Raw genomic sequence first — 25,964 nt, 5'->3', positions numbered from 1 at the left:
TGATTACCAACTTGCCTTTTTAAGACCAGGAATCTCACCACGCATGGCTGACTCACGAACCTTAATACGGCTTAAACCAAACTTACGAAGGACGCCATGAGGACGACCAGTTTGACGACAACGACGACGTTGACGTGATGGACTAGAATCACGAGGAAGCGTTTGCAATTTAAGCACTGCATTCCAACGATCTTCATCTGATGCATTAAGATCAGAGATAATCGCTTTTAATTCTTGACGCTTTGCAAAATATTTTTCTGCTAGCTTTACGCGCTTTTTATCGCGTTCAATCATTGATTGTTTAGCCATTATGCCCTACCTTACTTACGAAATGGGAAGTTAAAGGCAGATAATAAAGCTCGGCCTTCTTCATCTGATTGTGCAGTAGTAGTAATAGTAATATCTAAACCACGAACACGATCAACTTTGTCATAATCGATTTCAGGGAAAACGATTTGCTCACGAACACCCATGCTATAGTTACCACGACCATCGAACGATTTTGCGCTTAAACCACGAAAATCTCGAGTACGAGGAAGAGCAATATAAACTAGACGTTCAAAAAATTCCCACATACGTTCGCCACGTAAAGTGACTTTACAACCAATAGGATACCCTTGACGGATTTTAAAACCAGCAACTGATTTGCGTGCTTTTGTGACAAGTGGTTTTTGACCACTGATTGCAGCTAAATCTGCAACCGCATTATCTAATAATTTCTTATCAGTAATTGCTTCACCCACACCCATATTCAAGGTGATCTTTTCGATCCGAGGGACTTGCATGACAGATTTGTAGCCAAACTGTTCTTGCAGTTTATTTACTACCTGTGCTTTGTAGTAATCATGCAGTTTCGCCATCGTACACTCCAAATTACTTAATTGATTAATTCATTAGTAGACTTATAAAAACGGACTTTTTTACCGTCTTCAATACGAAAGCCTACACGATCTGCTTTGCCTGTAGCTGGGTTGAAAATTGCCACATTAGAAACATTGATAGCTGCTTCTTTTTCAACAATTCCACCTTCTTGATTTAATGCTGGTACTGGTTTTTGATGTTTTTTCACCAAATTAATACCTTCAATAATCACTTTGCCTGTAGACAAAACGCTTTTTACTTTACCGCGTTTACCTTTATCTTTACCGGTTAACACGATAACTTCATCTTCTCGACGGATTTTCGCTGCCATTACCCGCTCCTTACAGTACTTCTGGTGCTAATGAAATGATCTTCATAAACTTCTCAGAACGAAGTTCACGAGTGACCGGTCCAAAAATACGCGTACCAATCGGTTGCTCACTATTATTATTTAAAATAACACAAGCATTGCGATCGAAACGAATGACAGATCCATCAGGGCGACGAACACCTTTTCTGGTGCGCACAACAACAGCTTTAAGCACATCACCTTTCTTAACTTTACCACGTGGAATCGCTTCTTTAATGGTAACTTTGATGATATCCCCTACCGCTGCATAACGACGGTGCGATCCACCGAGAACCTTGATACACATTACGCTACGTGCGCCAGAGTTATCGGCAACATCTAGCCTAGTCTGTTCTTGGATCATTTTAATGCTCCGTATAAATAAATTATTGTCTAATCTACCTTCATCCACCTCAACTACCATGGATAAGAATAGACAACCAAAAACCCACTTACGTGAGGGCGCATAGTATAACACCACTCAAATAAAATGGATAGCATAAAATAAACGGCCGCTGAGCCGTTTATTATATTATGTACAGTTTTTAATCAAAAAAGATTAGATAACTGCTTTTTCAACGATTCGAACAAGAGTCCAAGATTTGGTTTTTGATAATGGACGACACTCTTTAATTTCTACAGTATCACCAATACCACACTCGTTGTTTTCATCATGTACATGCAATTTAGTCGTACGTTTAATGAACTTACCATATAACGGATGCTTCACTTTACGTTCAATAGCTACAGTAATAGATTTATCCATTTTGTCGCTAATAACACGACCTTGCTGAGTACGAATTTTTACTTCAGTAGTCATATTACGCACCCGCCTTCTCAGTTAATAATGTTTTAACACGTGCAATATTACGACGCACTTGTTTTAACATATGAGTCTGTGTTAACTGACCTCCAGCTAATTGCATACGTAAGTTAAATTGCTCACGTAATAAATTAAGAAGTTCAGTATTTAACTCTTCAACGCTTTTTTCGCGTAGCTCTTTTGCTTTCATTTACATCACCGTCTTAATCACAAAGGTGGTTTTAATTGGCAGTTTTGCAGCTGCCAACGCAAATGCTTCACGAGCAACTTCTTCCGGTATACCGTCCATTTCATAAAGGACTTTACCTGGTTGAATCTGTGCAACCCAGTATTCAACGTTACCCTTACCTTTACCCATACGCACTGCAAGTGGTTTTTCGGTAATTGGTTTATCAGGGAAAACTCGAATCCAGATTTTACCTTGACGCTTAACTGCACGAGTCATTGCACGACGTGCCGCTTCGATCTGGCGCGCGGTCAAACGACCACGACCTACAGCCTTAAGACCGAATGTACCGAAACTAACATCAGTACTTACAGCAAGACCACGATTGCGGCCCTTGTGCACTTTACGGAATTTTGTACGCTTTGGTTGTAACATCAGCGACGCTCCTTATTGTTTTCGGCCTTTTCGCTGCTTTTTCGGTTGAGCAGCAGGTTGTTTTTCTGCTTGTTCAACGGCAGCCATACCACCAAGGATCTCACCTTTGAAGATCCACACTTTAACACCAATAATACCATAGGTAGTTAGTGCTTCAGACAAACCATAGTCGATGTCCGCTCGTAATGTATGTAAAGGTACACGACCTTCACGATACCATTCACTACGAGCAATTTCAGCGCCGCCTAAACGACCACTTACTTCAACTTTGATACCTTTAGCACCCGCCTTCATTGCATTTTGAACCGCACGTTTCATAGCACGACGGAACATAACACGGCGTTCTAACTGAGAAGTAATGCTATCAGCCACTAATTTAGCATCAAGTTCTGGTTTACGAACTTCAGCAATATTAATTTGTACTGCAACATCACGTTTTTCTCTTTTGTCTTTATATTTATTGACAATAGAAGCTACGGCATTACGTAATTTTTCAACGTCCTCGCCTTTTTTACCAATCACAATACCTGGACGAGCAGTGTGAATAGTAATACGAACGTTAGTTTCTGCTGAACGGTCGATCACAATCTTAGAGATTGACGCTTGCGCTAATTCTTTGTTCAAGAATTGACGTACTCTAAAATCACTTTCTAAATTATCAGCGAATGTCTTTGTACCCGAATACCATGTAGATGTCCAAGGCTTGACAATGCCTAAACGGATACCATTTGGATTTACTTTTTGACCCATTGCTATTCTCCAGCCTAGCGATCTGAAACGATCACGGTGATGTGACACGTACGCTTCAAAATTCGATCTGCACGACCTTTCGCACGAGGCATAATACGCTTCATGGTTGGGCCTTCATCTACGAAAATTTTCGCAACTTTTAGATCATCAATATCAGCACCATCGTTATGCTCTGCATTAGCAATAGCAGACTCTAATACTTTTTTAACAAGTACAGCCGCTTTTTTGTTGGTGTACGTTAAAATATCTAGTGCCTGAGACACATTCTTACCGCGAACAAGATCTGCAACTAAGCGAACTTTTTGTGCAGAAGAACGAGCGTGGCGGTACTTTGCAATTGTTTCCATCTCTTTCTCCTACTTATTTCTTCTTAGCTTTCTTATCAGCCGCGTGGCCGCGATAAGTACGAGTCGGCGCGAATTCACCCAATTTATGACCAACCATTTCGTCGGAAACATAAACTGGAACGTGCTGACGACCATTATGGACAGCGATGGTCAAACCGATCATGTTAGGAAAGATCGTTGAACGACGGGACCAAGTACGAATAGGCTTCTTGTCCCCGCTTTCCACCGCTTTCTCTACCTTCTTCAGCAAGTGTAGGTCAATAAAAGGACCCTTCTTGAGAGAACGTGGCATAGCTAATCCTCTATATTAATTATTTCTTATTGCGACGGCGAACAATATACTTATCAGTACGTTTGTTGCTACGCGTTTTCAATCCTTTGGCTTTTTGACCCCATGGAGACACAGGATGTTTACCAAAGTTACGACCTTCACCACCACCATGTGGATGGTCTACCGGGTTCATTGCTGTACCACGAACAGTAGGACGAATACCACGCCAACGCGCTGCACCCGCTTTACCTAATACGCGAAGCATATGCTCTGAATTACCCACTTCACCAACAGTGGCACGGCAATCAGATAATACTTTACGCATTTCACCTGAACGTAGACGTAATGTTACATAAGCACCATCACGCGCAACGATTTGAACATAACTACCAGCAGAGCGAGCAAGTTGTCCGCCTTTACCTGGTTTCATTTCAATATTATGCACGGTAGAACCGACTGGAATATTGCGCATTGGTAAACAGTTACCTGTTTTAATTGATGCATCAACACCAGATTGGATCTGATCACCTGCTTTTAAGCCTTTAGGCGCTAAAATATAACGACGTTCACCGTCTTTATATAAAACCAATGCAATATTTGCACTACGGTTTGGATCATATTCCAAACGTTCAACAACTGCTGGAATACCATCTTTATTACGCTTAAAGTCGACAATACGATAATGTTGTTTATGACCACCACCAATATGACGGGTAGTGATTCGACCATTATTATTGCGACCACCAGTTTTGCTTTTTGAATCAAGCAACGGTGCATAAGGCTTACCTTTATGCAACTCTGGGTTAACCACTTTAACAACGTGGCGACGACCCGGAGATGTAGGTTTACACTTAACAACTGCCATTGTTCTTACTCCTCCGAATTACTCAGCGACGCCAGCAAGGTCTAAATTTTGACCTTCTGCTAAAGTAACGTAAGCTTTTTTCCAGTCGCTACGGCGACCGATTTGTTGACCACGACGTTTAACTTTGCCTTTAACAACAAGAGTATTAACGTCATCTACTTTAACTTCAAATAGTTGTTCAACTGCGGCTTTAATCTCTCTCTTAGTAGCATCTTTAGCAACTTTCAATACTAATGTATTTGTTTTTTCCATTGAAATAGATGCTTTTTCAGAAACATGTGGTGCTCGCAGGACTTTAAGCAGACGCTCTTCACGAATCATGCTAACATCTCCTCTACTTGTTTAACGGCATCAACAGTGATAACCACTTTGTCAAATGCAATCAAACTAACTGGATCAATACCTGCCACATCACGCACATCAACTTTATGCAAGTTACGTGCTGCTAAGAAAAGATTTTCATCAACTTCAGATGCGATAATAAGAACATCATTCAGGTTCATATCATTTAATTTCTGAGTTAATAATTTAGTCTTAGGTGCTTCAACAGTAAATGTTTCAACCACAACTAAACGTTCTTGACGCACTAATTCAGAGAAAATACTCTTTAATGCACCACGATACATTTTACGGTTAACTTTTTGGCTATGATCTTGTGGTTTTGCTGCAAATGTTACACCACCACTACGCCAAATTGGGCTCTTAACAGAACCTGCACGAGCACGACCTGTGCCTTTTTGACGCCATGGTTTTTTGCCTGAACCAGCGATTTCTGCACGAGTTTTTTGTGCGCGAGAACCTTGACGAGCAGCAGATGCATAAGCAACAACTACTTGATGAACTAACGCTTCATTAAACTCACGTCCGAAGGTAGTTTCGGAAACAGAAAGCGCTTGCGCGTCTTTTACTACTAATTCCATCTCTATCTCCTCGACGTTAAGCCTTGATTGCCGGTTTAACAATTACGTCACTATTGATTGCGCCAGGAACTGCACCTTTAATTAATAAAAGATTACGTTCTGCATCAACACGTACAATATCTAAGTTCTGAACAGTTACACGTTCATTACCTAAGTGACCTGCCATTTTACGACCTTTAAACACTTTACCCGGAGTTTGGTTTTGACCGATAGAGCCATGACCACGGTGTGCCAAAGAGTTACCATGAGTTGCATCTTGAGTACGGAAATTCCAACGCTTAGTTACGCCAGCAAAACCTTTACCTTTAGATGTTCCAGTAACATCAACTTTTTTAACGTCAGTGAAAATATCAACGTTAATACTTTGACCTACAGTAAATTCGCCTTCTTCAAAACGGAATTCCCATAGACCACGACCAGCTTCAACGCCAGCCTTAGCGAAATGACCTGCTTCAGGTTTGTTTACGCGGCTTGCTTTTTTACTGCCTGTAGTAACCTGAATAGCTTGATAACCATCATTCTCAAGTGTTTTAACTTGAGTAACACGGTTGCTTTGAACTTCTACTACGGTGACAGGAATAGAAACACCTTCTTCGGTGAAGATACGTGTCATTCCTACTTTACGACCGATTAAACCAATCATTGTTTCGACCTCTCAATCATTCAGCTTAGGATTAACCTAAACTGATCTGCACATCAACACCGGCAGCAAGATCTAGACGCATTAAAGCATCAACTGTTTTTTCAGTTGGCTCAACGATATCAACTAGACGTTTATGAGTGCGAATTTCGTATTGATCACGTGCATCTTTATTAACGTGCGGAGAAATCAATACAGTAAAACGCTCTTTGCGTGTCGGTAATGGAATAGGACCACGAACTTGCGCACCAGTGCGCTTCGCGGTTTCTACAATTTCAGCAGTTGATTGATCAATCAAACGATGATCAAACGCTTTTAACCGGATACGGATTCTTTGGTTCGACATGAGACCAGAGCTCCATTATTTAAAAGTTATAACAAAAGACTACTCCTCTTGCCCTGTTTCGATTGACAGGAGAGTGTAATCCGTTCTTTTTCGTAACCCCCAAATCGGGAGTATTGTTGATATAATTAGTTATTTTTTATATAACGATTATATCTTTTTCTCATTTGCTTATATAAAGGCAATAAACAAAGTGGGCTGATTATACTCTGTTAGTTAACTAACAGCAAGAAATAAATACAGATATTTGGGTTTAAAGATAAGGATATTTTTCTGGTTACTGATTTATAATTATCAAATTTCAATCAAATAACCAGATTGAATATTATTTTTAGCTCAAACTATAATGGATAATCATTTGCCATTGTGATGGCTAGTTAATGATCTTCTTTGGCGTGATTAAGACTATATCTTGGAATCTCGACAACTAGATCTTGATTTGTGACGCGAGCTTGACAACTTAAACGGCTATGAGGTTCAACCCCCCACGCTTTGTCTAACATGTCATCTTCTTGCTCATCACTTTCGTCTAGAGAATCGAACCCTTTGCGAACAATGCAGTGACATGTAGAACAAGCACATGACATTTCGCATGCATGCTCAATTTCAATATCATTGCGCAATGCCACATCTAAGATAGATTCGCCTTCTTGTGCCTCAACAGTTTTTCCATCTGGGCAAAGATCGGCATTCGGTAAAAAAGTAATTTTTGGCATAATAATCTCGTTAGTTAAATCTCATCAACTCTATGACCAGTTAAAGCATGACGTATTGACCTATCCATTCGCTTGCCTGCAAAATCTTGTGTCACGTTATCAACAATTTTAATTTGTTTTTCAATTGCGTAACTATCATCTGATTCACTTGCTACTTGTAATTGATGCTTAGCTGTTAAAATTTGGCTAAGCTCATTTTCATTTAATAAGTCAGCATCTTTATCTAAGGCGCTTTGTAAGCTTTCAAGCACTCTAGCTGCCTCAACTTTTTGTTCAGCAAGCATTCGAATCTGTTTATCTTGCTCTGCATAACTGATTGAATCTTGAATCATATTAGCAATTTCATTATCAGTTAATCCATATGAAGGTTTTACTTGGATAGTCGCTTCAATACCTGTTGATTTTTCCATTGCTGTAACATTTAATAAACCATCGGCATCAACTTGAAAAGTCACCCTAATGTGCGCTCCACCCGCCGGCATCGGAGGGATACCTTGCAGTATAAAACGAGCCAAAGATCGACAGTCAGCGACACTATCACGTTCTCCTTGTAAAACATGAATCATCATTGCTGTTTGACCATCTTTAAAAGTGGTAAATTCTTGAGCCCTTGCACACGGGATCGTGCTATTACGTGGAATGATTTTTTCAACCAATTCCCCCATGATTTCAATGCCTAACGACAATGGGATCACATCAAGTAATAGCATCTCTGAGTCAGGCTTATTTCCAACCAAAATATCAGCTTGAATAGCTGCACCAATGGCAACTACTTTATCCGGATCAATAGAGGTTAACGGATTCGTTTTGAAATAATGTCCCACTGATTCTCTTACTAATGGCACTCGAGTAGAGCCACCAACCATAACAACTTCAACCACTTCATCTACACTAATCTCGGCATCTTTTAACGCTCGGCGACAAACAGCTAAAGTACGTTTAACCAATGGCTCAATTAATTGTTGAAATTGCTGGCGGGTAATAGTTAGTGACTGATTATCAATCGACAATACAGCCGAATCTTGACGACTCAGTAAAATTTTTATTTCGGTCGCTTGGTTACTGATTTTTTGATTAATATAAGGGTCAATATTATTAACTAATCCTAATTCCTTCTTTATATAGTCAGCCAGTAACCGATCAAAATCATCACCACCAAGTGCAGAATCACCACTGGTTGCTAGGACTTCAAAAACACCTTTATTTAACCGCAAAATAGAAATATCAAAAGTACCACCACCTAAATCATAAACAGCGATAACCCCTTCCTTTCCAGAATCTAAACCATAGGCAATCGCAGCTGCTGTAGGCTCATTGAGTAAACGCAGTACATGCAAGCCAGCTAATTTTGCAGCATCTTTTGTTGCTTGCCGTTGTGCATCATCAAAATAGGCCGGCACGGTAATAACTACCCCATCAATTTCACCTTGCAAACTCTCTTTTGCCCGCTCAGCTAAAGCGGTGAGAATTTCTGATGAAACTTGTATCGGATTGACTTGAACATTAGACAAGTTTAATAAAGGAACACCATTTTCAGTTTGTGAAAAAGTATAAGGAAAATGCGATAAATCTATATCAGATAAACTTCGCCCCATTAATCGCTTAATAGAGCTGACTGTATTTTGCGGATCATTAACGGCGTTGTCTTTGGCATTTTTACCGATCGTGATAATAGGGTTATCATCATGATCAACACCATAATGTACAACAGATGGTAACAGTGAATTACCTTTTAAATCAGGCAATACCTCTGCTTGTCCGCTTCGAACTGTTGCTACTAATGAATTTGTTGTACCAAGATCAATCCCTACCGCAAGACGACGCTGATGTGGTAGTGGAGTTTGCCCTGGTTCACTGATCTGTAATAATACCATTTAATCTATCTCTATCGATACGTTACTTATTTTAAATTATAAATCAAATTGCTTTTCTTGTAACTTTTCGATTTGTTCAATCAACCTGGCAAGATAGCGGATTTTATAGATCTGGTTAAGTGCAGTTGACCAATCTTGATTAGCAATAAATTGTAATAATTCATTATAAACGGTATTTTGACGCGCAATAATTTCAGCATGAAAATCATCTAATAATTCAAAATTACCTTTGCTTTCGATATCATCAAGTCTTTCACGTAAAACGAATTGCTCCATTAAAAAATCGGCATCATGAATAATATTTTGTTCAGTTGCTACATCAAAACCTTGTAGAGATAAAAAATACTCGGCAGCTTTGATTGGATTTTTTAACGTATGATAACCATCATTAATGGTTGCTGATTTTTGAACAATTGCCACTTTATCACTATCGGTTGCAACGGCAAAATTATCTGGGTGATATTGCCTTTGCAATTGCTGATAATGAGTGGTTAGCTCAGTAGTATTTACCGGTAATTGCACCGGCAAATTAAATAGCTTAAAGTAATTAACCATAATTATTGTGTCCAATTACACATTAAAGCTTTCACCACAACCACATTCATGTTGCACATTGGGATTATTAAACTTGAAACCTTCGTTTAATCCATCTTTAACAAAATCAAGTTCCGTACCATCAATATACACTAAGCTCTTTTTATCGACGATAACTTTGACTTGTTTGTCTTCAAAGACGTTATCATCATCATTAATCACATCGGCAAATTCTAAAACATACGCCATACCAGAACAACCGGATGTTTTAACCCCTAATCGTAATCCAATACCTTTTCCACGATTGGCAAGGAAAGCTTGGACACGATCAGCTGCGCTATGAGTCAATGTGATCGCCATTAGCGTTGTCCTTTTTTGGTTTTATAGTCTTCAATAGCTGCTTTAATTGCATCTTCCGCTAGAATCGAACAGTGAATTTTAACTGGAGGTAAAGCAAGTTCTTTAGCAATATCCGTATTTTTGATTGCTTCTGCTTCATCTAATGATTTACCTTTTATCCATTCTGTAACCAAAGAACTTGATGCAATTGCACTACCACAACCATAAGTTTTAAACTTAGCATCTTCAATAATGCCGTTATCATTCACTTTTATTTGTAGACGCATCACGTCCCCACACGCTGGCGCGCCAACCATACCGCTACCAACATTAGGATCATTTTGATCAAATGAACCAACATTACGTGGATTTTCATAATGATCAACGACTTTTTCACTATATGCCATAATTTACTCCTAATTTTAATGTGCTGACCATTTAATTTTTGTCAAATCAATGCCATCTTTAAACATTTCCCAAAGCGGCGATAAATCTCTTAACTTACCAATAGATTCTTTAATTAATTTAATAACATAATCTATTTCTTCTTCTTTGGTGAAACGACCAATAGAAAAACGAATTGAACTGTGCGCAAGCTCATCATTCAGACCTAATGCTCTAAGTACATAAGAGGGTTCCAAACTTGCAGATGTACAAGCTGAGCCAGATGAAACAGCTAAATCTTTTAAAGCCATCATCAATGATTCACCTTCAATATAAGCAAAGCTCACATTTAAAATGTTTGGCACACTGTGCTCTAAAGATCCATTAAGATAGACTTCTTCGATATCTTTTAAACCATTCCATAAACGATTTTTTAAGGTTAATAAGCGTGGCATTTCGGTTGCCATCTCTTCTTTAGCGATACGGTATGCTTCTCCCATACCCACAATTTGGTGTACAGGTAAAGTGCCTGAGCGCATCCCACGTTCATGACCACCACCATGCATTTGTGCTTCAATGCGCACACGCGGTTTGCGTCTTACATAAAGCCCACCAATACCTTTTGGACCATAAATCTTATGACCCGAAAATGACATTAAATCAACTTTTAAGTTAGTCACATCAATGGGTAATTTACCAACCGATTGTGTTGCATCAACATGAAAAACAATGCCTCGCTCACGACACATCTCACCAATTTTTTCGATGTCTTGTATTACACCTGTTTCATTATTGACGTGCATAATTGATACAACGGTTGTATCACTACGCATTGCCTCTGCAAGTTTATCTAGATTGATTATGCCATTAGATTCTGGTGCTAAATAAGTCACTTCATAACCTTCTCGCTCAAGTTGGCGACAAGTATCAAGTACAGCCTTATGTTCGGTTTTACAAGTAATAATGTGCTTACCTTTTGTTTGATTAAAATGAGCAGCACCTTTGATTGCTAAATTATCCGCTTCAGTTGCACCTGACGTAAAAACGATTTCGCGCGAATCGGCTCCGATAAGATCAGCTATTTGATTACGTGCAATATCAACAGCTTCTTCAGCTTGCCAACCAAATTTGTGGGAACGAGATGCCGGATTACCAAATATACCGTCTGGCGTTAAATATTGCATCATTTTTTCAGCAACTCTAGGATCTACAGGCGCTGTTGCTGCATAATCCATATAAATAGGTAGTTTCATTAATTACTCCCAATGACAAATTCTGTATTATATATTGTATTTTATTAATTAATTTGAACGTGTTGTATATTACTTTGTCGGCTAGCTACGGCTTTAACTTCTTTATTATTGACCAGTTCACTCAATGTAATGCTTGTTAAAAAGTCCTCAATTCGTTCACTTAAATCATTCCATAGTGTATGAGTTAAACATCTAACACCGCCTTGGCATCCATCTTGTCCATGACATTTTGTCGCATGCACTGTCTCATCGACAGCTTTAACAATTGAGCTAATCGCAATTTGATCCATAGAACGGCTCAGTATATAACCGCCACCTGGACCTCTAACACTTTGAACTAAACCATTTTTTCGTAATCTAGCAAACAATTGTTCCAGATAAGAAAGTGAAATTTCTTGACGTTCTGAAATATCAGCAAGTGATACCGGTCCTGAATCAGCGTGTAGAGCAACATCAAGCATTGCCGTCACCGCATATCGTCCTTTTGATGTCAGTTTCATTGATTATTCCCCTATATTTATTGATACTTATTGTATATATCCGCTTGATTTAGTCAAGTATTTAGTTGAGTGTTTTAGTAGGAATTAATCAATAGTTCATCATCGACGAATCATAGCTTAATATGCTAATCTAATAAACTTAATTTTCATGGGGGGTTAAACGATGAAATTAGTTTTACGTTATTTTTTGATAATAGGATTACTGTTCACCGGTAACTCTGACGCCGCTAATGCTCAAAAGGTGCTGCGAGAACATTATCAAAAATGGCTTAATTCTTATCAATCACTGAATTTTGAACAACAGCAAACATTGCTCGCTGCCATAAAAGATTATCCATTGTACCCTTATGCTGCCATACAGTTTTTTCAGAATAATATTAAAGTAGTGTCACCGCAAATGGTAAGTGATTTTGTCAAAAAATACAGTGACTTTCCGCTAACAGCTTTATTAATACAATCTTATCTAACAGAATTAAGCAATCGTCAAGATTGGAATGCAATCGTTTCATTCCCCAAAGATAATTCCACTCTCTCTAATTGTCGCTATCAATATGCATTACTGCAGCAAGGGAATTATAAGGCGGTGTTTAACGCTATTGAATCAATTTGGATGACTGGCAAACAACTTCCTTCAGCATGCGATCCTTTACTCGATGCATGGGCTCAGGCAGGTAAACGCACAGCTAATTTAATACTATTACGTATTGAACTGGCTATTGAAGCAAATAATTTAAAATTAGCCAAACATCTAGCTAACTTACTTGATGACAACTACAAAACACTTAAAAGTAATTTACTTGCTGTACTTGAGAATCCTAAAAAATTAGAAGATTTTTCAAATAATATTAAAGCTAGCTCTTTGACTAAAAAAATTGTCTTCGCATCATTTCCTCGCTTAGTAAAAGCAGATAGCAACTTAGCTGCATCGTTATTGCCAAAACTGGTTAAACAGCAGGCTTTAAGTGAAGCTGAGCAAGTTGCATTACAAAAGAGTTTGGCTTACAGCTACTTTAAAGATTCCGCAACTGATGCACAAATTAAATGGCGTGATAACTATATTGCTAAATATCATGATACAACATTAGTCGAAAAACGTATCCGCCTTGCTATCGATGACTATAACTTCACTGATATTGCCTATTGGATAGCGCAATTACCACCAGACGATCAATTAAAAGAAGAGTGGCAATATTGGCAAGCTCGAGTATTAATCAATAATAAGCAAAAGAATAAAGCTAACCATATTTTACAAACGCTGACAGCCAAACGTGGATTTTATGGCATGATAAGTGCTCAGACACTTAATCAACCTTATTTACTTAATAACCAATCCCAAAAGATTACGCCATCTGAAATATCAACGTTAAAGTCTAAATATGATAATCAGCCCTATGTAAAAAGGATTAACGAATTATATTATTTGGGCATGGTATCAGAATCAAGCAACGAATGGCGATATATGTTAAATAAGCAAACAGATAAAAATGAATATTTAGCATTAGCTCAATATGCCTTACAAAAAGGGTGGGGTGATCTTAGTATTCAAGCCACCATTATTGGCAAGCTTTGGAATAACTGGACAGAACGTTTACCAATTATGTACAAAGACTTATATAACAACGCATTAAAAGATAAAGCAATTAGGTTATCCTATGCTTTAGCTATTTCTCGTCAAGAAAGTGCGCTGGATACCACTGCCAAGTCCCCTGCCGGTGCTCGCGGACTTATGCAATTAATGCCAGCGACAGCCAAAGAAACCGCTAAAAAAATCAATTCAATATCTTATGCTTCATCGGCACAATTGTTTGATCCTAAAACCAATATACAGCTAGGCACTTTTTATCTAAACACTGCTTATCTACAAAATGATAATAATCGTATATTATCTTCAGCCGCTTATAATGCTGGTCCAAATAATGTTAAGCGATGGCTAAAAAAGAGTAACGGAAAACTTGATGCTGTCGCGTTTATTGATAGCATACCGTTTACTGAAACGCGTAATTATGTCAAAAATGTATTGGTATATGATTATATTTATCAAAAAATCTTAGGACAAAAAAATGTCAATATTCTTAATTCAAATGAATTTAATAAACAATATTAATGGTGATTATAATGAAAACTAACGAATGGCAACACACAGTTGAAATATTACACCAAGCATTTAACGATGGTTATTCACTTGATATATTAAAATTATTAATGACTGCTGATGAGCGCGACGCTTTAATTACTCGCGTCAAAATTGTACATTCATTACTTGACGGTTCAATCAATCAACGCCAACTAAAAGACCAGCTTGGAATAGGCATTGCTACTGTAACACGTGGGTCGAACAGTCTAAAAGAAGTAACTCCAGAATTCAAAAAATGGTTAGAAAATATTTTATTAAATTCAAACAATTAAACACATTTGTCAATATCTATTAACCGATTTTTATATTACATAATAACTATAAACTGGATTGGATATTGACATCACTTTCAGTAACAACCGGCACACAATAATCACACTCCATACGTGTGATATCCTTAACCGATTCTACCGAGCCATCATGGTGATTATGATGAATTTCAATTACACAACTAGAGCTACGCAAACGTATCTTTAATGCTGGCATGGCGGCTAAATGCACTTGTGAAATAAAATCACTAAACTCATCAGGAGAGCCAATATATTTAAAACAAAGATACAAGCCCCCTTCACTCACAACCTGTTCAATACTATCAAGATTATTATTATGATCTAAAGCGATAGTATAAAGAAGCTCTTGTTCATTGGTATTATCTTTGCTTTTTAATATCCGGCTAAAAGCATAAATTTTGTCTGGTAGGGTTTCACATGTATGACCACAACGAGATATATAATTATAAAAAAATTGCGATCTTAGTTTATTTTCTTCATCCAATAATTGACTCAAATTGCAGTTATTCTTAAAGGTAATACCCCAAAAAGTTTTTTGAGGCATATTCACAAACTTTGGCTCGGGCAATGAAAGCCGGTTTTTATTAAGTTCAATAGCCGGTGTTAATCCTGTAGGATCCCAAAACTCTCCGCGACGGTAACTGGCAGGGGTTTCATTAAATTGTTTTTTAAAAGATCGAGTAAATGTTTGCTGGGAATCAAAACGATATTGCATCGCAATATCTAAAATAGGTTTACTTGTCATACGTAAAGCAAGTGCGGCATAAGTTAAACGACGATGGCGAATATAAGTCCCAAGAACTTGACCGGTTACATCTTTAAACATACGTTGTAAATGCCACTTTGAATAACCAGATTTTTGTGCAACATGATCAATAGATAATGGTTGTTCCAAATTTTTTTCAATCCAAACGATAAGATCTGAAATAATACTCACTTGATTCATAAAACCCCATCAGAATGTCGAATGGCAAACATTATCCGATTATGACTTAATCCCAGCAATAAGCAAGATTAAAATAAAAATTATTTTATTCATTTTTAGCAAAAAGAGTGAGCACCTGCTTGATGTTCAGTAATGTCTTTTACACCAGCGAGTTCAGGAAACTCTGCCATTAATTGTTTCTCAATACCTTCTTTCAAAGTATAATCGACCATTGAACAACCATTACATCCACCGCCAAATTGCAGTATAACGTAATTATCTTCAGTCAACTCGACCAAACTCACATGCCCGCCATGACTGGCTAATTGAGGATTAATCTGCACTTGAATTGCATAATTAATACGTTCAATAAGTGGTGCATCATCAGCCACTTTCTTCATTTTTGAATTTGGCGCTTTTAATGTTAACTGCGAACCTAATTCATCAGTCACATAATCAATAACCGTTTCTTCTAAAAATGGCGCACTCATTTCATCGATATAAACTGAAAAACCAGTATACTTTTCTTCTATGTCGCTATCTTCTACGGTATCAGCAGGACAATACGAAACACCGCATTCTGCGCTTGGTGTACCTGGCTTAATAACAAATACCCGAATTTGTGTACCATTGGGTTGATTAGCAAGCAATTTTTTAAAGTGCTTTTGCGCTGATTCAGAAATAGTGATAATAGACATAACTCCTCACGTTAATGTAATTAGGTAATAAACAGACCTAATATCATTGATAATAATAGTTGACTAACTTTGTTGGTTATTATAGGGATTGTTTAGTATTTTACAATACTGTACGACACAAACAAACAATATGGACACTAGTTGCACCACACTTTTTTAGTTGCTGGCTAATAGCATTAATCGTATTACCGGTTGTGACGATATCATCAATAAGCATCACCGATTTATGAGAAAGATCTTGGCGACACATAAAAAGCGTTTCAACATTAGCGATTCGTTCGGTAAGCGATAGATTTTTTTGATCTTGCACAGTTGGCTTTCGAGATAATAGATAAGGATAAAAATCACGCTTTAACCATCTCGCAATTGGTTTTGCTAATAACTCTGCTTGATTAAAGCCTCGAGACCAATAACGAATATGATGCAATGGCACACAAGTGACCAAATCGGGTTTACATAAAGCATCGACTTCTCGCCGTTGATACCAAGCCAAAAACATCAATCTTGCCAATGCAGTATTTAGTTCAATTTTACGATAGAACTTTAACTGATGAATCAACTTTTTTAGCGGATTAATGTACTCTGAAACAGCAATGAGCTCATCCCAATACGGTTGTTTTGCACGACACCGATAACAGATATCAGTCGATAAAGAGTGTGGTAAACAGCATTGATGACAGACCTTATTAAATTTAGGTAGATTTTTAACACATTGGCTACAAATACCATGATGAGATAAAAATAAAGGCATATCACATAAAATACATCGCATAAAATTTAATAGACTTACTTGTAAAAAAGTTTCAGGTAACATCACGTTTCAATATAAAAGCCGAAGTCATAAAAACCACAATCACAAAAAACCATTTTTTATAAATCTTTGGCTTTTACCTTTCTTACTTACCAAGAAAGAACTGTACGATAAACCAACTAACCTGCTCGCTGCATACAATTAAACATTTCTACGATCGACAACACAAAAAATTATCCTATTTTTCAGAATTACTATTTAAATTAACTTAATATTCGGTATAATCAGCCAATCTAAATGGAGAAAGGATTTATTATATGAAAAAAATCAAACTATTAATTTTAACATTATTGTTAACAATTTTTTCAACTGTCGCTTTAGCTGCCCCTAAAGTATTATTACAAACCAGCATGGGTGATATTGAAATTGAACTAGATAGCGAACATGCTCCAATTACTACTAAAAATTTTCTTGATTATGTAAACAGTGGATTCTATGAAAATTTGACCTTTCATCGCGTCATTCCAGGCTTTATGATTCAAGGTGGTGGTGCTGATGATCAACTAGAATTTAAAGATAATAATCCGCCTATTAAAAATGAAGCAGATAACGGCTTAAAAAATGATCGCGGTACCATTGCAATGGCAAGAACCAGCGATGTTAATAGTGCAACCAGTCAATTTTTTATCAATGTAGCTAATAATAGTTTTCTTAATTACCAATCTCCAGCAAAGTACGGCTATGCGGTGTTTGGTAAAGTGATTAAAGGCATGGAGGTCGTTGACAAGATTGTTAATGTACCAACTAAACGTGTAGGTCCTCATCAAAATGTACCCGTTGAGCCGATTTACATTAAAAAAGCGACTGTTATTGAAAATAATTAAATAATTGATACTATCAAAGAAATAAAAAAACCACTTTTTCAAGTGGTTTTTTTTCGGTTTTATTTTAGTTGACTAAGTAAATTAGCAATTGACCTAACCCCAATACCTGTTGCGCCTGTTGCCCATAAAGCGGTCGCACTTTTACGGAATGTTGCAGAGCAATCAATATGTAACCATTTTTGTTGATAGTTTTTTATAAAATGTGATAAGAAAGCCGCAGCGGTACTGGCACCAGCGGTATTAGGTAAACCTGAATTTGCCATATCAGCAAATGATGATGGAAACTGAGCGCGATGAAATTCAGCCAATGGTAATCGCCAAAAAGCTTCATGTTCCAAATCGCTACTCGCTAATAGTTGATTAGCAAAGTTATCATCGAACGAGAGCAAGGATTGGTAATCGTTCCCCACTGCAATTTTAGCCGCACCAGTGAGCGTTGCGCAGTCAATAATATAATGGGGGTTGTCATTATCGGCACAAATTAAACCATCAGCTAAAACAAGGCGCCCTTCGGCATCGGTGTTATCAACTTCAACTGTTTTACCATTACGATAATGAATAATATCACCAAGCTTAAAGGCATTGCCACTGACTAAATTATCTGCGCAACATAAATAGAGTTTAATACGATGAGTTATCCCCCGTGCAATAGCTAATGCTAAAGCACCTGTAACTAGTGCAGCCCCACCCATATCTGAACGCATAGATTCCATAAAGCTACTTGGTTTTAAACTGTAACCGCCCGAATCAAACGTAATCCCCTTGCCAACTAAACAAGCAGTAATCGGTGCGTTAGCATCTTTAGTGGGATTATAATCTAGCTCAAGTAACGTAGCTGGTCTATCTGACCCCTTACCTACTGTATAAATTCCCATATAATTGTGCTCTTTTAAAGCTTCGCCTGAAATAATTTTATAACTCACATCAGATGAATAAGTGCTAATTAACTTAGCGGCTTGTGTTGCTAACTCGGTAGGACTTAATGTTTCGGCTTGCTCGTTAACGATATCTCGACACCAATCAATAATTGCCAAACGATGTTCTAATTCTTGTTTATCTTTGGTATTGAGTTTTGGCCAATTGACTTTCGTACTTTTTTTGGCATTACGATAACCTAACCAAAAATGCCAACACGCTTCAAGATCCCAATTTTCACCACTTAGTTTCAGCAAATTTATTCCTTGGCTATCAAGTTTTCTTCCCGCTCGTTGGATCGCACCAAGACGGTGATCCGATTTATAGTGAATAGTAATTGTATTGTCCGAAAAGCTTAGTAGTGCATCTTTGCCCCATTGAATTGGTGCGGCTTTATCAGAAAGTAAAACAGATAACATCGACATAAAATAAGTACCCTAAATCATTCATAATAGTAGAAACAGTGGCTTAATTCTAATCAGAAACATGTTAATATAGCAAGTAAAGTTATAAATAAAGGGGGGTAGTCATGACGTGTGTTGTACCAATAAAAAATGGAGTTAATTTTCGTGATTTAGGTGGAATCAAAACAACCGATGGACGTCAAATTCGATCTGGTCTGCTATATCGCTCAGGTGCATTCTCACTGATCACGCCAGAAGAGCAATCTTTTTTATCTGATGAGTTAAATCTACACTATATTTTAGACTATCGTGATCACGATGAAATTACCCGACACCCAGATAGATTATGGCAAAACACTCATTATATTAACGTACCTGCTAACCCTTTAAGCGATACGGTCACCGCAAGTTTAACAAGTGACTTAAGCAATCATACTCAAACACTGAAAAAAAATGCACCATTTGATTTTATGGTTAAGCTATACCAGCTTCTACCATTTAAAAACCCAGCATACCAAAAACTTTCGTCAATCTTACTGAACTCTCAAGGTAAACCATTAGTGCAACATTGTGCGGTTGGTAAAGATCGTACGGGTGTTGGTGTCGCATTAACACTGTTTGCTTTAGGTGTGAGTGAAGAAGCTATCATGCAAGATTATTTACTCACTGAACAGCTATTGGCAGATTATCGTGAAAATCTATTACGCCAATACCAACATAAAGTGACTGCTGATGAGTTTGAAAACCGCAAATTAATTTTTGCCGCCAAAAAAGAGTATTTAACAGCCGCATTTGACGCAATTAAAATGCGTTATGATTCTATTGACGATTGGTTATCACAGGAATATCAATTAAATGAAAACAATAGAAAAAAAATCCAAGATATCTATTTAGTTTAATAAATAGCAATGATTTATTTTACCCTAATAGATAATAGCAAAACGCTATATTAAGATAACAAAATCAATTTAGAAATTGGTTGATTACTATTTACAGACAGATGAACATCGCCTACTTGACGATATTGATAATAAAAGTCTTGCCCAAAAGGGGCTATAATCATCTGCTGGTTTAAGTCAACTTTAACCGATTTTATTTGCCAAACCCCTTTGGCATACAGTTTTAATGCCGACTCTTTCAATGTCCATAATTGCCAAAAAGCCCTTAATGTATCATCTTGCATAAGCATCCATTGAAACTCATCATCCGCAAAAAAGTTTTTAGCCACATTTAGATAATTTTTACGTGGGCGCGCCACTTCAATATCTAAACCAACCTTATCTGTTAACGAAATTGCGACTGCCACCCAATTTTGGCTATGGCTAATATTAAAATCGGGTAGCGATTGCTGTAAAAAACAAGGACGTCCATTATCACCAACTTTAATAGCGGGTAACACTGAAATATCACAATGCTGTTGAAGTAAGCTCGCCAATATTGAACGACAAACTAAAAACTGTTTTTTGCGTTGACCATGTAATTTATTGGCTTCATCAAGAAGCTGGGGTGACAACAATGAAACATCAATGTTGGCATCATTAAGATTAGCAAGTTTAACTATAAGCATAATTGCAAAGAAAATATTAATAAAATTTATTTTTTACTATTTTAACAGCATGCTATGCTAACTGTTATCAAAATTAATCAAAATACCAATATTCATAAATAACAGCAAAGGTGTCTTATCATGTCATTACCAACAAAATTAGTTCATGCAGGACGTAAAAAGCGTTATACACAAGGTGCGGTTAATTCAGTTATTCAACGTGCATCATCACTGGTTTTTGATTCTATTGAAGCCAAAAAAGAGGCCACAAAAAATCGTGCTAGTGGTGCATTATTCTATGGACGACGTGGTACATTAACCCATTTTGCACTACAAGAAGCGCTGGTTGAAATTGAAGGAGGAGCGGGTTGTTACCTTTATCCATGTGGTGCAGCGGCTATTACTAATGCCATTTTAGCTTTTGTGAAAACCGGCGATCATATTTTAGTGTCAGAAGCCGTTTACGAACCCACTCAAGATTTTTGCCAGCACATTTTAAAAGATTTTGGTGTTCAAACTGATTACTTCTCGCCATTAATTGGTCGCTATATCACAAATCATATTAAGCCAAATACTAAAGTCGTGTTTCTTGAATCGCCAAGTTCAATAACCATGGAAGTTCAAGACATACCTGCCATTGTTAAAGCCATTCGCAGTGTTAATCCTGAAATCATCATTATGATAGATAATACATGGGGCGCGGGTATTTTATTTAAAGCGTTAGAGCATGATATTGATATTTCAATACAAGCCGGTACCAAATACCTGATCGGTCATTCGGATGCCATGATAGGCACCGCGGTGGCTAACGAGCGCTGTTGGGAAACATTGCGCGAACGTTCTTACTTAATGGGACAAATGTGTGATGCGGACACCGCCTATATGGCTGCGCGTGGTTTACGCACATTAGCAATAAGATTAAAACAACATCACGAAAGCGGTTTAAAAGTAGCAAAATGGCTAGCAAGTCATCCAAAAGTGGCAACCGTCAATCACCCAGCATTAGAAAGTTGTAAAGGACACGAATTTTTTAAACGTGACTTTTCAGGCGCAAGTGGCTTATTTTCATTTATACTCAAAGATCGATTAACCGACGTGCAATTGTCTGATTTTCTTGATAACTTAACTTATTTCTCAATGGCTTATTCATGGGGTGGATTTGAGTCATTAATTTTAGCCAATCAACCTGAAGAACTAGCAAATATTAGACCTGTATCTGGCATAGACTTTGAAGGAACACTTATTCGACTACATATTGGTCTTGAAGATCCTGATGATTTAATTGCTGATCTTGCTGCTGGTTTAGATAGAATCAAACAACATAAAAATAAAGCCAATGCATTACAAAGCTTGGTGTAATTAAATAGAAGATGAATAACCCACACCAAACAATGTTTGATGAAAGCATCAAACAAACAATTATGCATAAAATAACACACCACAAAGCACTACTGGTTGCTTATAGTGGTGGTGTTGATTCAACCGTATTAATGGATGCACTAGTTGCACTCAAACAGCAATTATTACCTGATTTAAAGCTAAGAGCGATCTATATTCACCATGGTTTAAGCAACAATGCTGACAACTGGGCAATGCATTGTCAAAAACAATGCCAAGCATGGCAAGTGCCGCTGATTATTGAAAAAGTCAAACTCGACCCTAATGCAGGAAATATCGAAGAACAAGCCAGAAATGCACGTTACCAAGCTATCTATCGTCACTTAACAGATGATGAAACGTTATGCACTGCACAACACCTTGATGATCAATGCGAAACATTCCTTTTAGCATTAAAACGCGGGAGTGGTCCTGCGGGATTGGCCGCCATGCCACAGGAACATAAACAGCATCTTCGCCCTTTATTAACCATTTCACGCGCACAAATTGAAACTTATGCTAATCAGCATCAACTCAACTGGATAGAAGATGAAAGCAACCAAGATGATCGTTACGACCGCAACTTTTTACGCTTAAAGGTCTTACCGACGCTTAATCAACGCTGGCCACATTTTTCGCAAATGGTGGCACGCAGTGCTGAGTTATGTCAGCAGCAAGAAGCGTTAATTAATGAATTATTATTAGCTGATTTTCAACAAATGGTTAGCCAACAAGGACAGCTAAATCTAGCCCCTTTAATGGCGTGTTCAGAATATAAACGCAATGCCATAATGCGCATGTGGCTACGATCCCAACAAATGACTATGCCAAACCAAAAGCAATTATCGCTCATTTGGCAAACGGTTGTGCTAGCAAAAGAAGATGCCAATCCTAAATTTATACTACATGACAGGCAAATGCGTCGCTATCAAAATCAACTCTATTTATTACCGTTATATCAAGATATTGAACAACAAATTTTTAATTGGGATTTGGCTTTGTCCTTAATTCTTCCTGATAGTATTGGTAAATTACAGGCTAATTATCAAACTGATTTATCTTGCCGTTTACCCAATGCAGATGAACAAGTCACTGTGCGATTTCATGCTCAAGGACAATTTCAAATTATCAATCGCCATGGCTCGCGATCAATAAAAAAGCTATGGCAAGAACATAACATTCCACCGTGGATGCGTACCCGAATCCCGTTGATTTACTATAATGAACAACTGATCTGCGCGGTTGGCGTGTTTGTTACCGAACAAGGGAAAGGCACACAAATCGATTTTAGCCTAAATTAATTATCTATACAGTCAAACGCACAAATAACTAAGGCGGTAATTAGCCGCCTTAGTGTAAAAATTAAAATCCTAACGATTACCCTACAAGATTAGGCTCTTGCTTTCCAACGTTTAAGTAACAACGCATTAGTAACCACACTCACGCTACTTAATGCCATGGCAGCACCAGCTATCATTGGATTTAAAAACCCGAATGCCGCTAGCGGAATACCAATCAAATTATAGAAAAATGCCCAAAATAGATTTTGTTTGATTTTATTATAGGTTCGGCGCGAAATATCGATTGCATCAGCAATTAAAAACAGATTACCACGCATAAGGGTAATACTTGCTGCATGCATAGCCACATCGGTGCCCGTGCCCATGGCTATACCAATATCCGCAGCCGCCAATGCTGGCGCATCATTAATCCCATCCCCCACCATTGCCACTCGATGATGGGTATCAACATGACTTTCTTTTTGTAACTGATAAATATAATTGGCTTTATCTTGCGGTAACACTTCAGCAATGACTTTATCCAAGCCTAACTGCTGTCCAACGTAATTCGCCGCTTTCTGGTTATCCCCAGTTAACATAACGTTTTTTACGTTTAACTGATGCAACGCTTCAATGGCGGTTTTCGCTTCTGGCTTGATTACATCAGCAAAACCAAATAGCGCTAATATCACCACATTACCTTCTAATTGCTGCTTAGCTAAAAATGAAATGGTGTAACCTTTGCTGGCTAACTCATTAATCTTATCGTCCATACCAACAAAATAGGCATTTAATGATTTCATCCATCGCAAGCTACCTAAATAATACTGCGTATTATCAACAGTTGCCATCACCCCCGATCCTGCTACCGAGGTAATATTTTGAGCATAACCATACTCTTTAGCCTTACTTAAAATGGCTTTGGCAAGTGGATGCTCACTACCGGCTTGTAATGATGCTGCGAGCGATAAAATTTGATCGGGCGTCTCACTGCCTATAATATCCATTTCAACCAATTCAGGCTTACCAATGGTGAGTGTACCGGTTTTATCAAATGCGACAATATTAACATTGTGCAACGTTTCTAACGCTTCGGCGTCTTTAATTAAAATACCATGGTGAGCAGCCACCCCAGTCCCCACCATAATCGCGGTTGGTGTTGCCAAGCCTAACGCACATGGGCAAGCAATCACTAACACCGCAACGGCATAAAGTAATGCTTGCTGCCAATCATGCAATATCATTCCCCAAGCCAATAGCGTAACTAATGCAATCAATAAAATCACCGGCACAAAAATCGCACTAATGCGATCAACAATTCGTTGAATCGGCGCTTTTTTGGCCTGAGCTGATTCAACCATTGCAATGATTTTGGATAACGTAGAATCGGCCTGAATAGCTGTGGTTTTAACAAGCAGTAAGCCTTCACCATTAATCGTGCCACCAGTCACCACATCGTTAATGGATTTATTTACAGGAAAGCTCTCACCGGTTAACATCGACTCATCGCTACTTGATGCGCCTTCAATCACAACACCATCAACAGCAATGCGCTCGCCGGGCTTAACAATAACAATATCACCCACATTAACTTGGCTAATGGGTACACTTACTTCTTGATCACCTTGCTTGACTAATGCAACATCAGGCCGTAGCGAAGAAAGCGCTGCAATTGCTTGGGTGGTTTGATGTTTAGCGCTTGATTCTAGCCATTTACCGATCAAGATTAAGGTAATAATAATAACTGACGATTCAAAATAAAGATGTTCACCATTGCCAGTCATTAGCTGATAAACCGATAATCCATACGCAGCACTTGTGCCGATGGCAACCAATAAATCCATATTACCAGCCCCTGCTTTAACCGCACTAAAGCCACTTCGATAAAATTTAGCCCCCAAGCCAAATTGTACAACCGATGCAATCCCCCATTGCAACCAAGCAGGCATCATCCAATTTATCCCAAACGGCGCTAATAACATAGGCAACACAAAAGGCATAGCCAATATTACAGCAGTGACAACAGTCCAGTTAGGTAATTGTTTGTTCGATTTTTGTTGATCACCTGCTGACTCAGTGATTTTAACCGCATGATAACCCGCTTTATCAACCGCAGACATCAATGTTGCGAGCTTTACATGTGCATCAGCATCAACGGTTGCTTTTTCAGTCGCCAGATTAACGCTAACATCAATCACACCATCGACTTTTTTGAGTGCTTTTTCAACGCGCCCAACACAAGATGCGCAGCTCATATCTTCAACAATAAAATGATATTGGACCGTTTTCATGATATATACCTTATATGGTTTATCGAGTTTAAAGTTAGTATATACTGAATATTAAAGGTTATGCACAAAAATAAAGCGGTGATCACAGGGCTTATATAA

The 25,964-nt window shown here is 37.9% G+C and carries 34 protein-coding genes; 6 read left to right on the top strand and 28 right to left on the bottom strand.

The window, feature by feature from the left end:
* Nucleotides 1-3 precede the first annotated feature (3 nt).
* The 22 genes from rpsN to iscR form a co-directional block, all read right to left on the bottom strand.
* The gene (gene rpsN, locus BQ5209_RS03380) at nucleotides 4-309 is read right to left on the bottom strand and encodes a 30S ribosomal protein S14 (protein WP_025314395.1); all 306 of its coding nucleotides are present in this window, start codon (nucleotides 307-309) and stop codon (nucleotides 4-6) included.
* An 11-nt stretch (nucleotides 310-320) separates the two neighbouring features.
* On the bottom strand, nucleotides 321-860 hold the full coding sequence (gene rplE, locus BQ5209_RS03375) for a 50S ribosomal protein L5 (protein WP_025314394.1): 540 nt from the start codon (nucleotides 858-860) through the stop codon (nucleotides 321-323).
* 17 nt (nucleotides 861-877) lie between these two features.
* On the bottom strand, nucleotides 878-1,192 hold the full coding sequence (gene rplX / locus BQ5209_RS03370; protein ID WP_065586692.1) for a 50S ribosomal protein L24: 315 nt from the start codon (nucleotides 1,190-1,192) through the stop codon (nucleotides 878-880).
* A 10-nt stretch (nucleotides 1,193-1,202) separates the two neighbouring features.
* On the bottom strand, nucleotides 1,203-1,574 hold the full coding sequence (gene rplN, locus BQ5209_RS03365; RefSeq protein ID WP_025314392.1) for a 50S ribosomal protein L14: 372 nt from the start codon (nucleotides 1,572-1,574) through the stop codon (nucleotides 1,203-1,205).
* Nucleotides 1,575-1,769: 195 nt separating this feature from the next.
* The gene (rpsQ, locus tag BQ5209_RS03360; protein WP_034911151.1) at nucleotides 1,770-2,030 is read right to left on the bottom strand and encodes a 30S ribosomal protein S17; all 261 of its coding nucleotides are present in this window, start codon (nucleotides 2,028-2,030) and stop codon (nucleotides 1,770-1,772) included.
* Nucleotide 2,031: 1 nt separating this feature from the next.
* Complete coding sequence (rpmC, locus tag BQ5209_RS03355; RefSeq protein WP_034902373.1) at nucleotides 2,032-2,223, bottom strand: 50S ribosomal protein L29; 192 nt, start codon at nucleotides 2,221-2,223, stop codon at nucleotides 2,032-2,034.
* A complete protein-coding gene (rplP, locus tag BQ5209_RS03350; protein WP_085247151.1) occupies nucleotides 2,224-2,634 on the bottom strand; it encodes a 50S ribosomal protein L16 in 411 nt (136 codons plus the stop codon).
* A 12-nt stretch (nucleotides 2,635-2,646) separates the two neighbouring features.
* Nucleotides 2,647-3,384: a 30S ribosomal protein S3 gene (rpsC, locus tag BQ5209_RS03345; protein ID WP_065557248.1), complete on the bottom strand. Its 738-nt coding sequence runs from the start codon at nucleotides 3,382-3,384 to the stop codon at nucleotides 2,647-2,649.
* A 14-nt stretch (nucleotides 3,385-3,398) separates the two neighbouring features.
* Nucleotides 3,399-3,731, bottom strand: coding sequence for a 50S ribosomal protein L22 (rplV, locus tag BQ5209_RS03340; RefSeq protein WP_085247150.1), 333 nt, complete (start codon nucleotides 3,729-3,731; stop codon nucleotides 3,399-3,401).
* Nucleotides 3,732-3,744: 13 nt separating this feature from the next.
* Entirely contained in the window at nucleotides 3,745-4,023 is a 279-nt protein-coding gene (gene rpsS, locus BQ5209_RS03335; RefSeq protein WP_024496505.1) for a 30S ribosomal protein S19, read from the bottom strand.
* Between the two features lie 19 nt (nucleotides 4,024-4,042).
* On the bottom strand, nucleotides 4,043-4,867 hold the full coding sequence (gene rplB, locus BQ5209_RS03330; RefSeq protein WP_085247149.1) for a 50S ribosomal protein L2: 825 nt from the start codon (nucleotides 4,865-4,867) through the stop codon (nucleotides 4,043-4,045).
* A gap of 18 nt (nucleotides 4,868-4,885) precedes the next feature.
* Complete coding sequence (gene rplW, locus BQ5209_RS03325) at nucleotides 4,886-5,188, bottom strand: 50S ribosomal protein L23 (protein ID WP_034885052.1); 303 nt, start codon at nucleotides 5,186-5,188, stop codon at nucleotides 4,886-4,888.
* Nucleotides 5,185-5,787 (bottom strand): 50S ribosomal protein L4, encoded by a 603-nt coding sequence (gene rplD / locus BQ5209_RS03320; protein ID WP_065586696.1) that lies wholly within the window; start codon nucleotides 5,785-5,787, stop codon nucleotides 5,185-5,187. The genes rplW and rplD overlap by 4 nt, the downstream gene beginning before the upstream one ends.
* A gap of 16 nt (nucleotides 5,788-5,803) precedes the next feature.
* Nucleotides 5,804-6,430 (bottom strand): 50S ribosomal protein L3, encoded by a 627-nt coding sequence (gene rplC, locus BQ5209_RS03315; RefSeq protein ID WP_065558577.1) that lies wholly within the window; start codon nucleotides 6,428-6,430, stop codon nucleotides 5,804-5,806.
* Nucleotides 6,431-6,461: 31 nt separating this feature from the next.
* A complete protein-coding gene (gene rpsJ, locus BQ5209_RS03310; protein ID WP_006120582.1) occupies nucleotides 6,462-6,773 on the bottom strand; it encodes a 30S ribosomal protein S10 in 312 nt (103 codons plus the stop codon).
* Between the two features lie 374 nt (nucleotides 6,774-7,147).
* A complete protein-coding gene (gene fdx, locus BQ5209_RS03305) occupies nucleotides 7,148-7,486 on the bottom strand; it encodes an ISC system 2Fe-2S type ferredoxin (protein WP_085247148.1) in 339 nt (112 codons plus the stop codon).
* Between the two features lie 14 nt (nucleotides 7,487-7,500).
* The gene (hscA, locus tag BQ5209_RS03300) at nucleotides 7,501-9,360 is read right to left on the bottom strand and encodes a Fe-S protein assembly chaperone HscA (RefSeq protein WP_085247147.1); all 1,860 of its coding nucleotides are present in this window, start codon (nucleotides 9,358-9,360) and stop codon (nucleotides 7,501-7,503) included.
* Between the two features lie 36 nt (nucleotides 9,361-9,396).
* A complete protein-coding gene (gene hscB, locus BQ5209_RS03295; RefSeq protein WP_085247146.1) occupies nucleotides 9,397-9,915 on the bottom strand; it encodes a Fe-S protein assembly co-chaperone HscB in 519 nt (172 codons plus the stop codon).
* 15 nt (nucleotides 9,916-9,930) lie between these two features.
* Nucleotides 9,931-10,254, bottom strand: coding sequence for an iron-sulfur cluster assembly protein IscA (gene iscA, locus BQ5209_RS03290; protein ID WP_085247145.1), 324 nt, complete (start codon nucleotides 10,252-10,254; stop codon nucleotides 9,931-9,933).
* Nucleotides 10,254-10,640, bottom strand: a complete 387-nt coding sequence (gene iscU / locus BQ5209_RS03285; protein WP_085247144.1) for a Fe-S cluster assembly scaffold IscU — start codon at nucleotides 10,638-10,640, stop codon at nucleotides 10,254-10,256. The genes iscA and iscU overlap by 1 nt, the downstream gene beginning before the upstream one ends.
* 15 nt (nucleotides 10,641-10,655) lie before the next feature.
* Nucleotides 10,656-11,870 carry an IscS subfamily cysteine desulfurase gene (locus tag BQ5209_RS03280; protein WP_085247143.1) on the bottom strand — a complete coding sequence of 405 codons (1,215 nt, stop codon included), beginning with the start codon at nucleotides 11,868-11,870 and terminating at the stop codon, nucleotides 10,656-10,658.
* 44 nt (nucleotides 11,871-11,914) lie between these two features.
* The gene (gene iscR / locus BQ5209_RS03275; RefSeq protein WP_065638303.1) at nucleotides 11,915-12,370 is read right to left on the bottom strand and encodes a Fe-S cluster assembly transcriptional regulator IscR; all 456 of its coding nucleotides are present in this window, start codon (nucleotides 12,368-12,370) and stop codon (nucleotides 11,915-11,917) included.
* A gap of 163 nt (nucleotides 12,371-12,533) precedes the next feature.
* Between iscR and sltY the strand changes: the two genes are divergently transcribed.
* Nucleotides 12,534-14,474 carry a murein transglycosylase gene (gene sltY, locus BQ5209_RS03270; protein ID WP_085247142.1) on the top strand — a complete coding sequence of 647 codons (1,941 nt, stop codon included), beginning with the start codon at nucleotides 12,534-12,536 and terminating at the stop codon, nucleotides 14,472-14,474.
* Nucleotides 14,475-14,485: 11 nt separating this feature from the next.
* Nucleotides 14,486-14,776 (top strand): trp operon repressor, encoded by a 291-nt coding sequence (gene trpR, locus BQ5209_RS03265; protein ID WP_208609939.1) that lies wholly within the window; start codon nucleotides 14,486-14,488, stop codon nucleotides 14,774-14,776.
* 46 nt (nucleotides 14,777-14,822) lie between these two features.
* Here the strand turns inward: trpR and robA are convergent, their stop codons facing one another.
* From robA to BQ5209_RS03250, 3 genes are all read right to left on the bottom strand, one after another.
* Nucleotides 14,823-15,740, bottom strand: coding sequence for an MDR efflux pump AcrAB transcriptional activator RobA (gene robA, locus BQ5209_RS03260; RefSeq protein WP_085247140.1), 918 nt, complete (start codon nucleotides 15,738-15,740; stop codon nucleotides 14,823-14,825).
* Nucleotides 15,741-15,835: 95 nt separating this feature from the next.
* Nucleotides 15,836-16,411, bottom strand: coding sequence for a Fe-S biogenesis protein NfuA (nfuA, locus tag BQ5209_RS03255; protein WP_085247250.1), 576 nt, complete (start codon nucleotides 16,409-16,411; stop codon nucleotides 15,836-15,838).
* Between the two features lie 106 nt (nucleotides 16,412-16,517).
* The gene (locus BQ5209_RS03250; RefSeq protein ID WP_085247139.1) at nucleotides 16,518-17,231 is read right to left on the bottom strand and encodes a phosphoribosyltransferase family protein; all 714 of its coding nucleotides are present in this window, start codon (nucleotides 17,229-17,231) and stop codon (nucleotides 16,518-16,520) included.
* A 254-nt stretch (nucleotides 17,232-17,485) separates the two neighbouring features.
* Here BQ5209_RS03250 and BQ5209_RS03245 point away from each other — a divergent pair, with 254 nt between their 5' ends.
* Nucleotides 17,486-18,052, top strand: a complete 567-nt coding sequence (locus tag BQ5209_RS03245) for a peptidylprolyl isomerase (protein WP_085247138.1) — start codon at nucleotides 17,486-17,488, stop codon at nucleotides 18,050-18,052.
* A gap of 59 nt (nucleotides 18,053-18,111) precedes the next feature.
* On the opposite strand, the gene pepB is transcribed toward BQ5209_RS03245, so the two are convergent.
* The gene (gene pepB / locus BQ5209_RS03240; protein WP_085247137.1) at nucleotides 18,112-19,392 is read right to left on the bottom strand and encodes an aminopeptidase PepB; all 1,281 of its coding nucleotides are present in this window, start codon (nucleotides 19,390-19,392) and stop codon (nucleotides 18,112-18,114) included.
* Nucleotides 19,393-19,496: 104 nt separating this feature from the next.
* On the opposite strand from pepB, the gene BQ5209_RS03235 reads away from it, so the two are divergent.
* A complete protein-coding gene (locus BQ5209_RS03235; RefSeq protein ID WP_085247136.1) occupies nucleotides 19,497-20,270 on the top strand; it encodes a tyrosine-protein phosphatase in 774 nt (257 codons plus the stop codon).
* A 50-nt stretch (nucleotides 20,271-20,320) separates the two neighbouring features.
* Here the strand turns inward: BQ5209_RS03235 and BQ5209_RS03230 are convergent, their stop codons facing one another.
* Nucleotides 20,321-20,938 (bottom strand): 4'-phosphopantetheinyl transferase family protein, encoded by a 618-nt coding sequence (locus BQ5209_RS03230; protein ID WP_085247135.1) that lies wholly within the window; start codon nucleotides 20,936-20,938, stop codon nucleotides 20,321-20,323.
* A gap of 120 nt (nucleotides 20,939-21,058) precedes the next feature.
* Here BQ5209_RS03230 and metC point away from each other — a divergent pair, with 120 nt between their 5' ends.
* Complete coding sequence (gene metC / locus BQ5209_RS03225; protein WP_085247134.1) at nucleotides 21,059-22,276, top strand: cystathionine beta-lyase; 1,218 nt, start codon at nucleotides 21,059-21,061, stop codon at nucleotides 22,274-22,276.
* Nucleotides 22,277-22,308: 32 nt separating this feature from the next.
* Nucleotides 22,309-23,595, top strand: a complete 1,287-nt coding sequence (gene tilS, locus BQ5209_RS03220; RefSeq protein WP_085247249.1) for a tRNA lysidine(34) synthetase TilS — start codon at nucleotides 22,309-22,311, stop codon at nucleotides 23,593-23,595.
* Nucleotides 23,596-23,684: 89 nt separating this feature from the next.
* Here tilS and BQ5209_RS03215 read toward each other — a convergent pair whose 3' ends face one another.
* Nucleotides 23,685-25,865 (bottom strand): heavy metal translocating P-type ATPase, encoded by a 2,181-nt coding sequence (locus BQ5209_RS03215; RefSeq protein ID WP_085247133.1) that lies wholly within the window; start codon nucleotides 25,863-25,865, stop codon nucleotides 23,685-23,687.
* Nucleotides 25,866-25,964 lie beyond the last annotated feature (99 nt).

The sequence above is a fragment of the Gilliamella mensalis genome (assembly GCF_900103085.1).
In the GTDB taxonomy this organism is placed as follows: domain Bacteria; phylum Pseudomonadota; class Gammaproteobacteria; order Enterobacterales; family Orbaceae; genus Gilliamella; species Gilliamella mensalis.
The sequence above is the reverse complement of the archived record's forward strand: the minus strand, read 5'-3'. Positions and strand labels throughout refer to the sequence as shown.

Bases quoted from the DNA above. Each gene is read 5' to 3' on its own strand.
- rpsN (WP_025314395.1), bottom strand. From the start codon at position 309: ATGGCTAAACAATCAATGATTGAACGCGATAAAAAGCGCGTAAAGCTA.
- rplE (WP_025314394.1), bottom strand. From the start codon at position 860: ATGGCGAAACTGCATGATTACTACAAAGCACAGGTAGTAAATAAACTG.
- rplX (WP_065586692.1), bottom strand. From the start codon at position 1,192: ATGGCAGCGAAAATCCGTCGAGAAGATGAAGTTATCGTGTTAACCGGT.
- rplN (WP_025314392.1), bottom strand. From the start codon at position 1,574: ATGATCCAAGAACAGACTAGGCTAGATGTTGCCGATAACTCTGGCGCA.
- rpsQ (WP_034911151.1), bottom strand. From the start codon at position 2,030: ATGACTACTGAAGTAAAAATTCGTACTCAGCAAGGTCGTGTTATTAGC.
- rpmC (WP_034902373.1), bottom strand. From the start codon at position 2,223: ATGAAAGCAAAAGAGCTACGCGAAAAAAGCGTTGAAGAGTTAAATACT.
- rplP (WP_085247151.1), bottom strand. From the start codon at position 2,634: ATGTTACAACCAAAGCGTACAAAATTCCGTAAAGTGCACAAGGGCCGC.
- rpsC (WP_065557248.1), bottom strand. From the start codon at position 3,384: ATGGGTCAAAAAGTAAATCCAAATGGTATCCGTTTAGGCATTGTCAAG.
- rplV (WP_085247150.1), bottom strand. From the start codon at position 3,731: ATGGAAACAATTGCAAAGTACCGCCACGCTCGTTCTTCTGCACAAAAA.
- rpsS (WP_024496505.1), bottom strand. From the start codon at position 4,023: ATGCCACGTTCTCTCAAGAAGGGTCCTTTTATTGACCTACACTTGCTG.
- rplB (WP_085247149.1), bottom strand. From the start codon at position 4,867: ATGGCAGTTGTTAAGTGTAAACCTACATCTCCGGGTCGTCGCCACGTT.
- rplW (WP_034885052.1), bottom strand. From the start codon at position 5,188: ATGATTCGTGAAGAGCGTCTGCTTAAAGTCCTGCGAGCACCACATGTT.
- rplD (WP_065586696.1), bottom strand. From the start codon at position 5,787: ATGGAATTAGTAGTAAAAGACGCGCAAGCGCTTTCTGTTTCCGAAACT.
- rplC (WP_065558577.1), bottom strand. From the start codon at position 6,430: ATGATTGGTTTAATCGGTCGTAAAGTAGGAATGACACGTATCTTCACC.
- rpsJ (WP_006120582.1), bottom strand. From the start codon at position 6,773: ATGTCGAACCAAAGAATCCGTATCCGGTTAAAAGCGTTTGATCATCGT.
- fdx (WP_085247148.1), bottom strand. From the start codon at position 7,486: ATGCCAAAAATTACTTTTTTACCGAATGCCGATCTTTGCCCAGATGGA.
- hscA (WP_085247147.1), bottom strand. From the start codon at position 9,360: ATGGTATTATTACAGATCAGTGAACCAGGGCAAACTCCACTACCACAT.
- hscB (WP_085247146.1), bottom strand. From the start codon at position 9,915: ATGGTTAATTACTTTAAGCTATTTAATTTGCCGGTGCAATTACCGGTA.
- iscA (WP_085247145.1), bottom strand. From the start codon at position 10,254: ATGGCGATCACATTGACTCATAGCGCAGCTGATCGTGTCCAAGCTTTC.
- iscU (WP_085247144.1), bottom strand. From the start codon at position 10,640: ATGGCATATAGTGAAAAAGTCGTTGATCATTATGAAAATCCACGTAAT.
- BQ5209_RS03280 (WP_085247143.1), bottom strand. From the start codon at position 11,870: ATGAAACTACCTATTTATATGGATTATGCAGCAACAGCGCCTGTAGAT.
- iscR (WP_065638303.1), bottom strand. From the start codon at position 12,370: ATGAAACTGACATCAAAAGGACGATATGCGGTGACGGCAATGCTTGAT.
- sltY (WP_085247142.1), top strand. From the start codon at position 12,534: ATGAAATTAGTTTTACGTTATTTTTTGATAATAGGATTACTGTTCACC.
- trpR (WP_208609939.1), top strand. From the start codon at position 14,486: ATGAAAACTAACGAATGGCAACACACAGTTGAAATATTACACCAAGCA.
- robA (WP_085247140.1), bottom strand. From the start codon at position 15,740: ATGAATCAAGTGAGTATTATTTCAGATCTTATCGTTTGGATTGAAAAA.
- BQ5209_RS03250 (WP_085247139.1), bottom strand. From the start codon at position 17,231: ATGTTACCTGAAACTTTTTTACAAGTAAGTCTATTAAATTTTATGCGA.
- BQ5209_RS03245 (WP_085247138.1), top strand. From the start codon at position 17,486: ATGAAAAAAATCAAACTATTAATTTTAACATTATTGTTAACAATTTTT.
- pepB (WP_085247137.1), bottom strand. From the start codon at position 19,392: ATGTCGATGTTATCTGTTTTACTTTCTGATAAAGCCGCACCAATTCAA.
- BQ5209_RS03235 (WP_085247136.1), top strand. From the start codon at position 19,497: ATGACGTGTGTTGTACCAATAAAAAATGGAGTTAATTTTCGTGATTTA.
- BQ5209_RS03230 (WP_085247135.1), bottom strand. From the start codon at position 20,938: ATGCTTATAGTTAAACTTGCTAATCTTAATGATGCCAACATTGATGTT.
- metC (WP_085247134.1), top strand. From the start codon at position 21,059: ATGTCATTACCAACAAAATTAGTTCATGCAGGACGTAAAAAGCGTTAT.
- tilS (WP_085247249.1), top strand. From the start codon at position 22,309: ATGTTTGATGAAAGCATCAAACAAACAATTATGCATAAAATAACACAC.
- BQ5209_RS03215 (WP_085247133.1), bottom strand. From the start codon at position 25,865: ATGAAAACGGTCCAATATCATTTTATTGTTGAAGATATGAGCTGCGCA.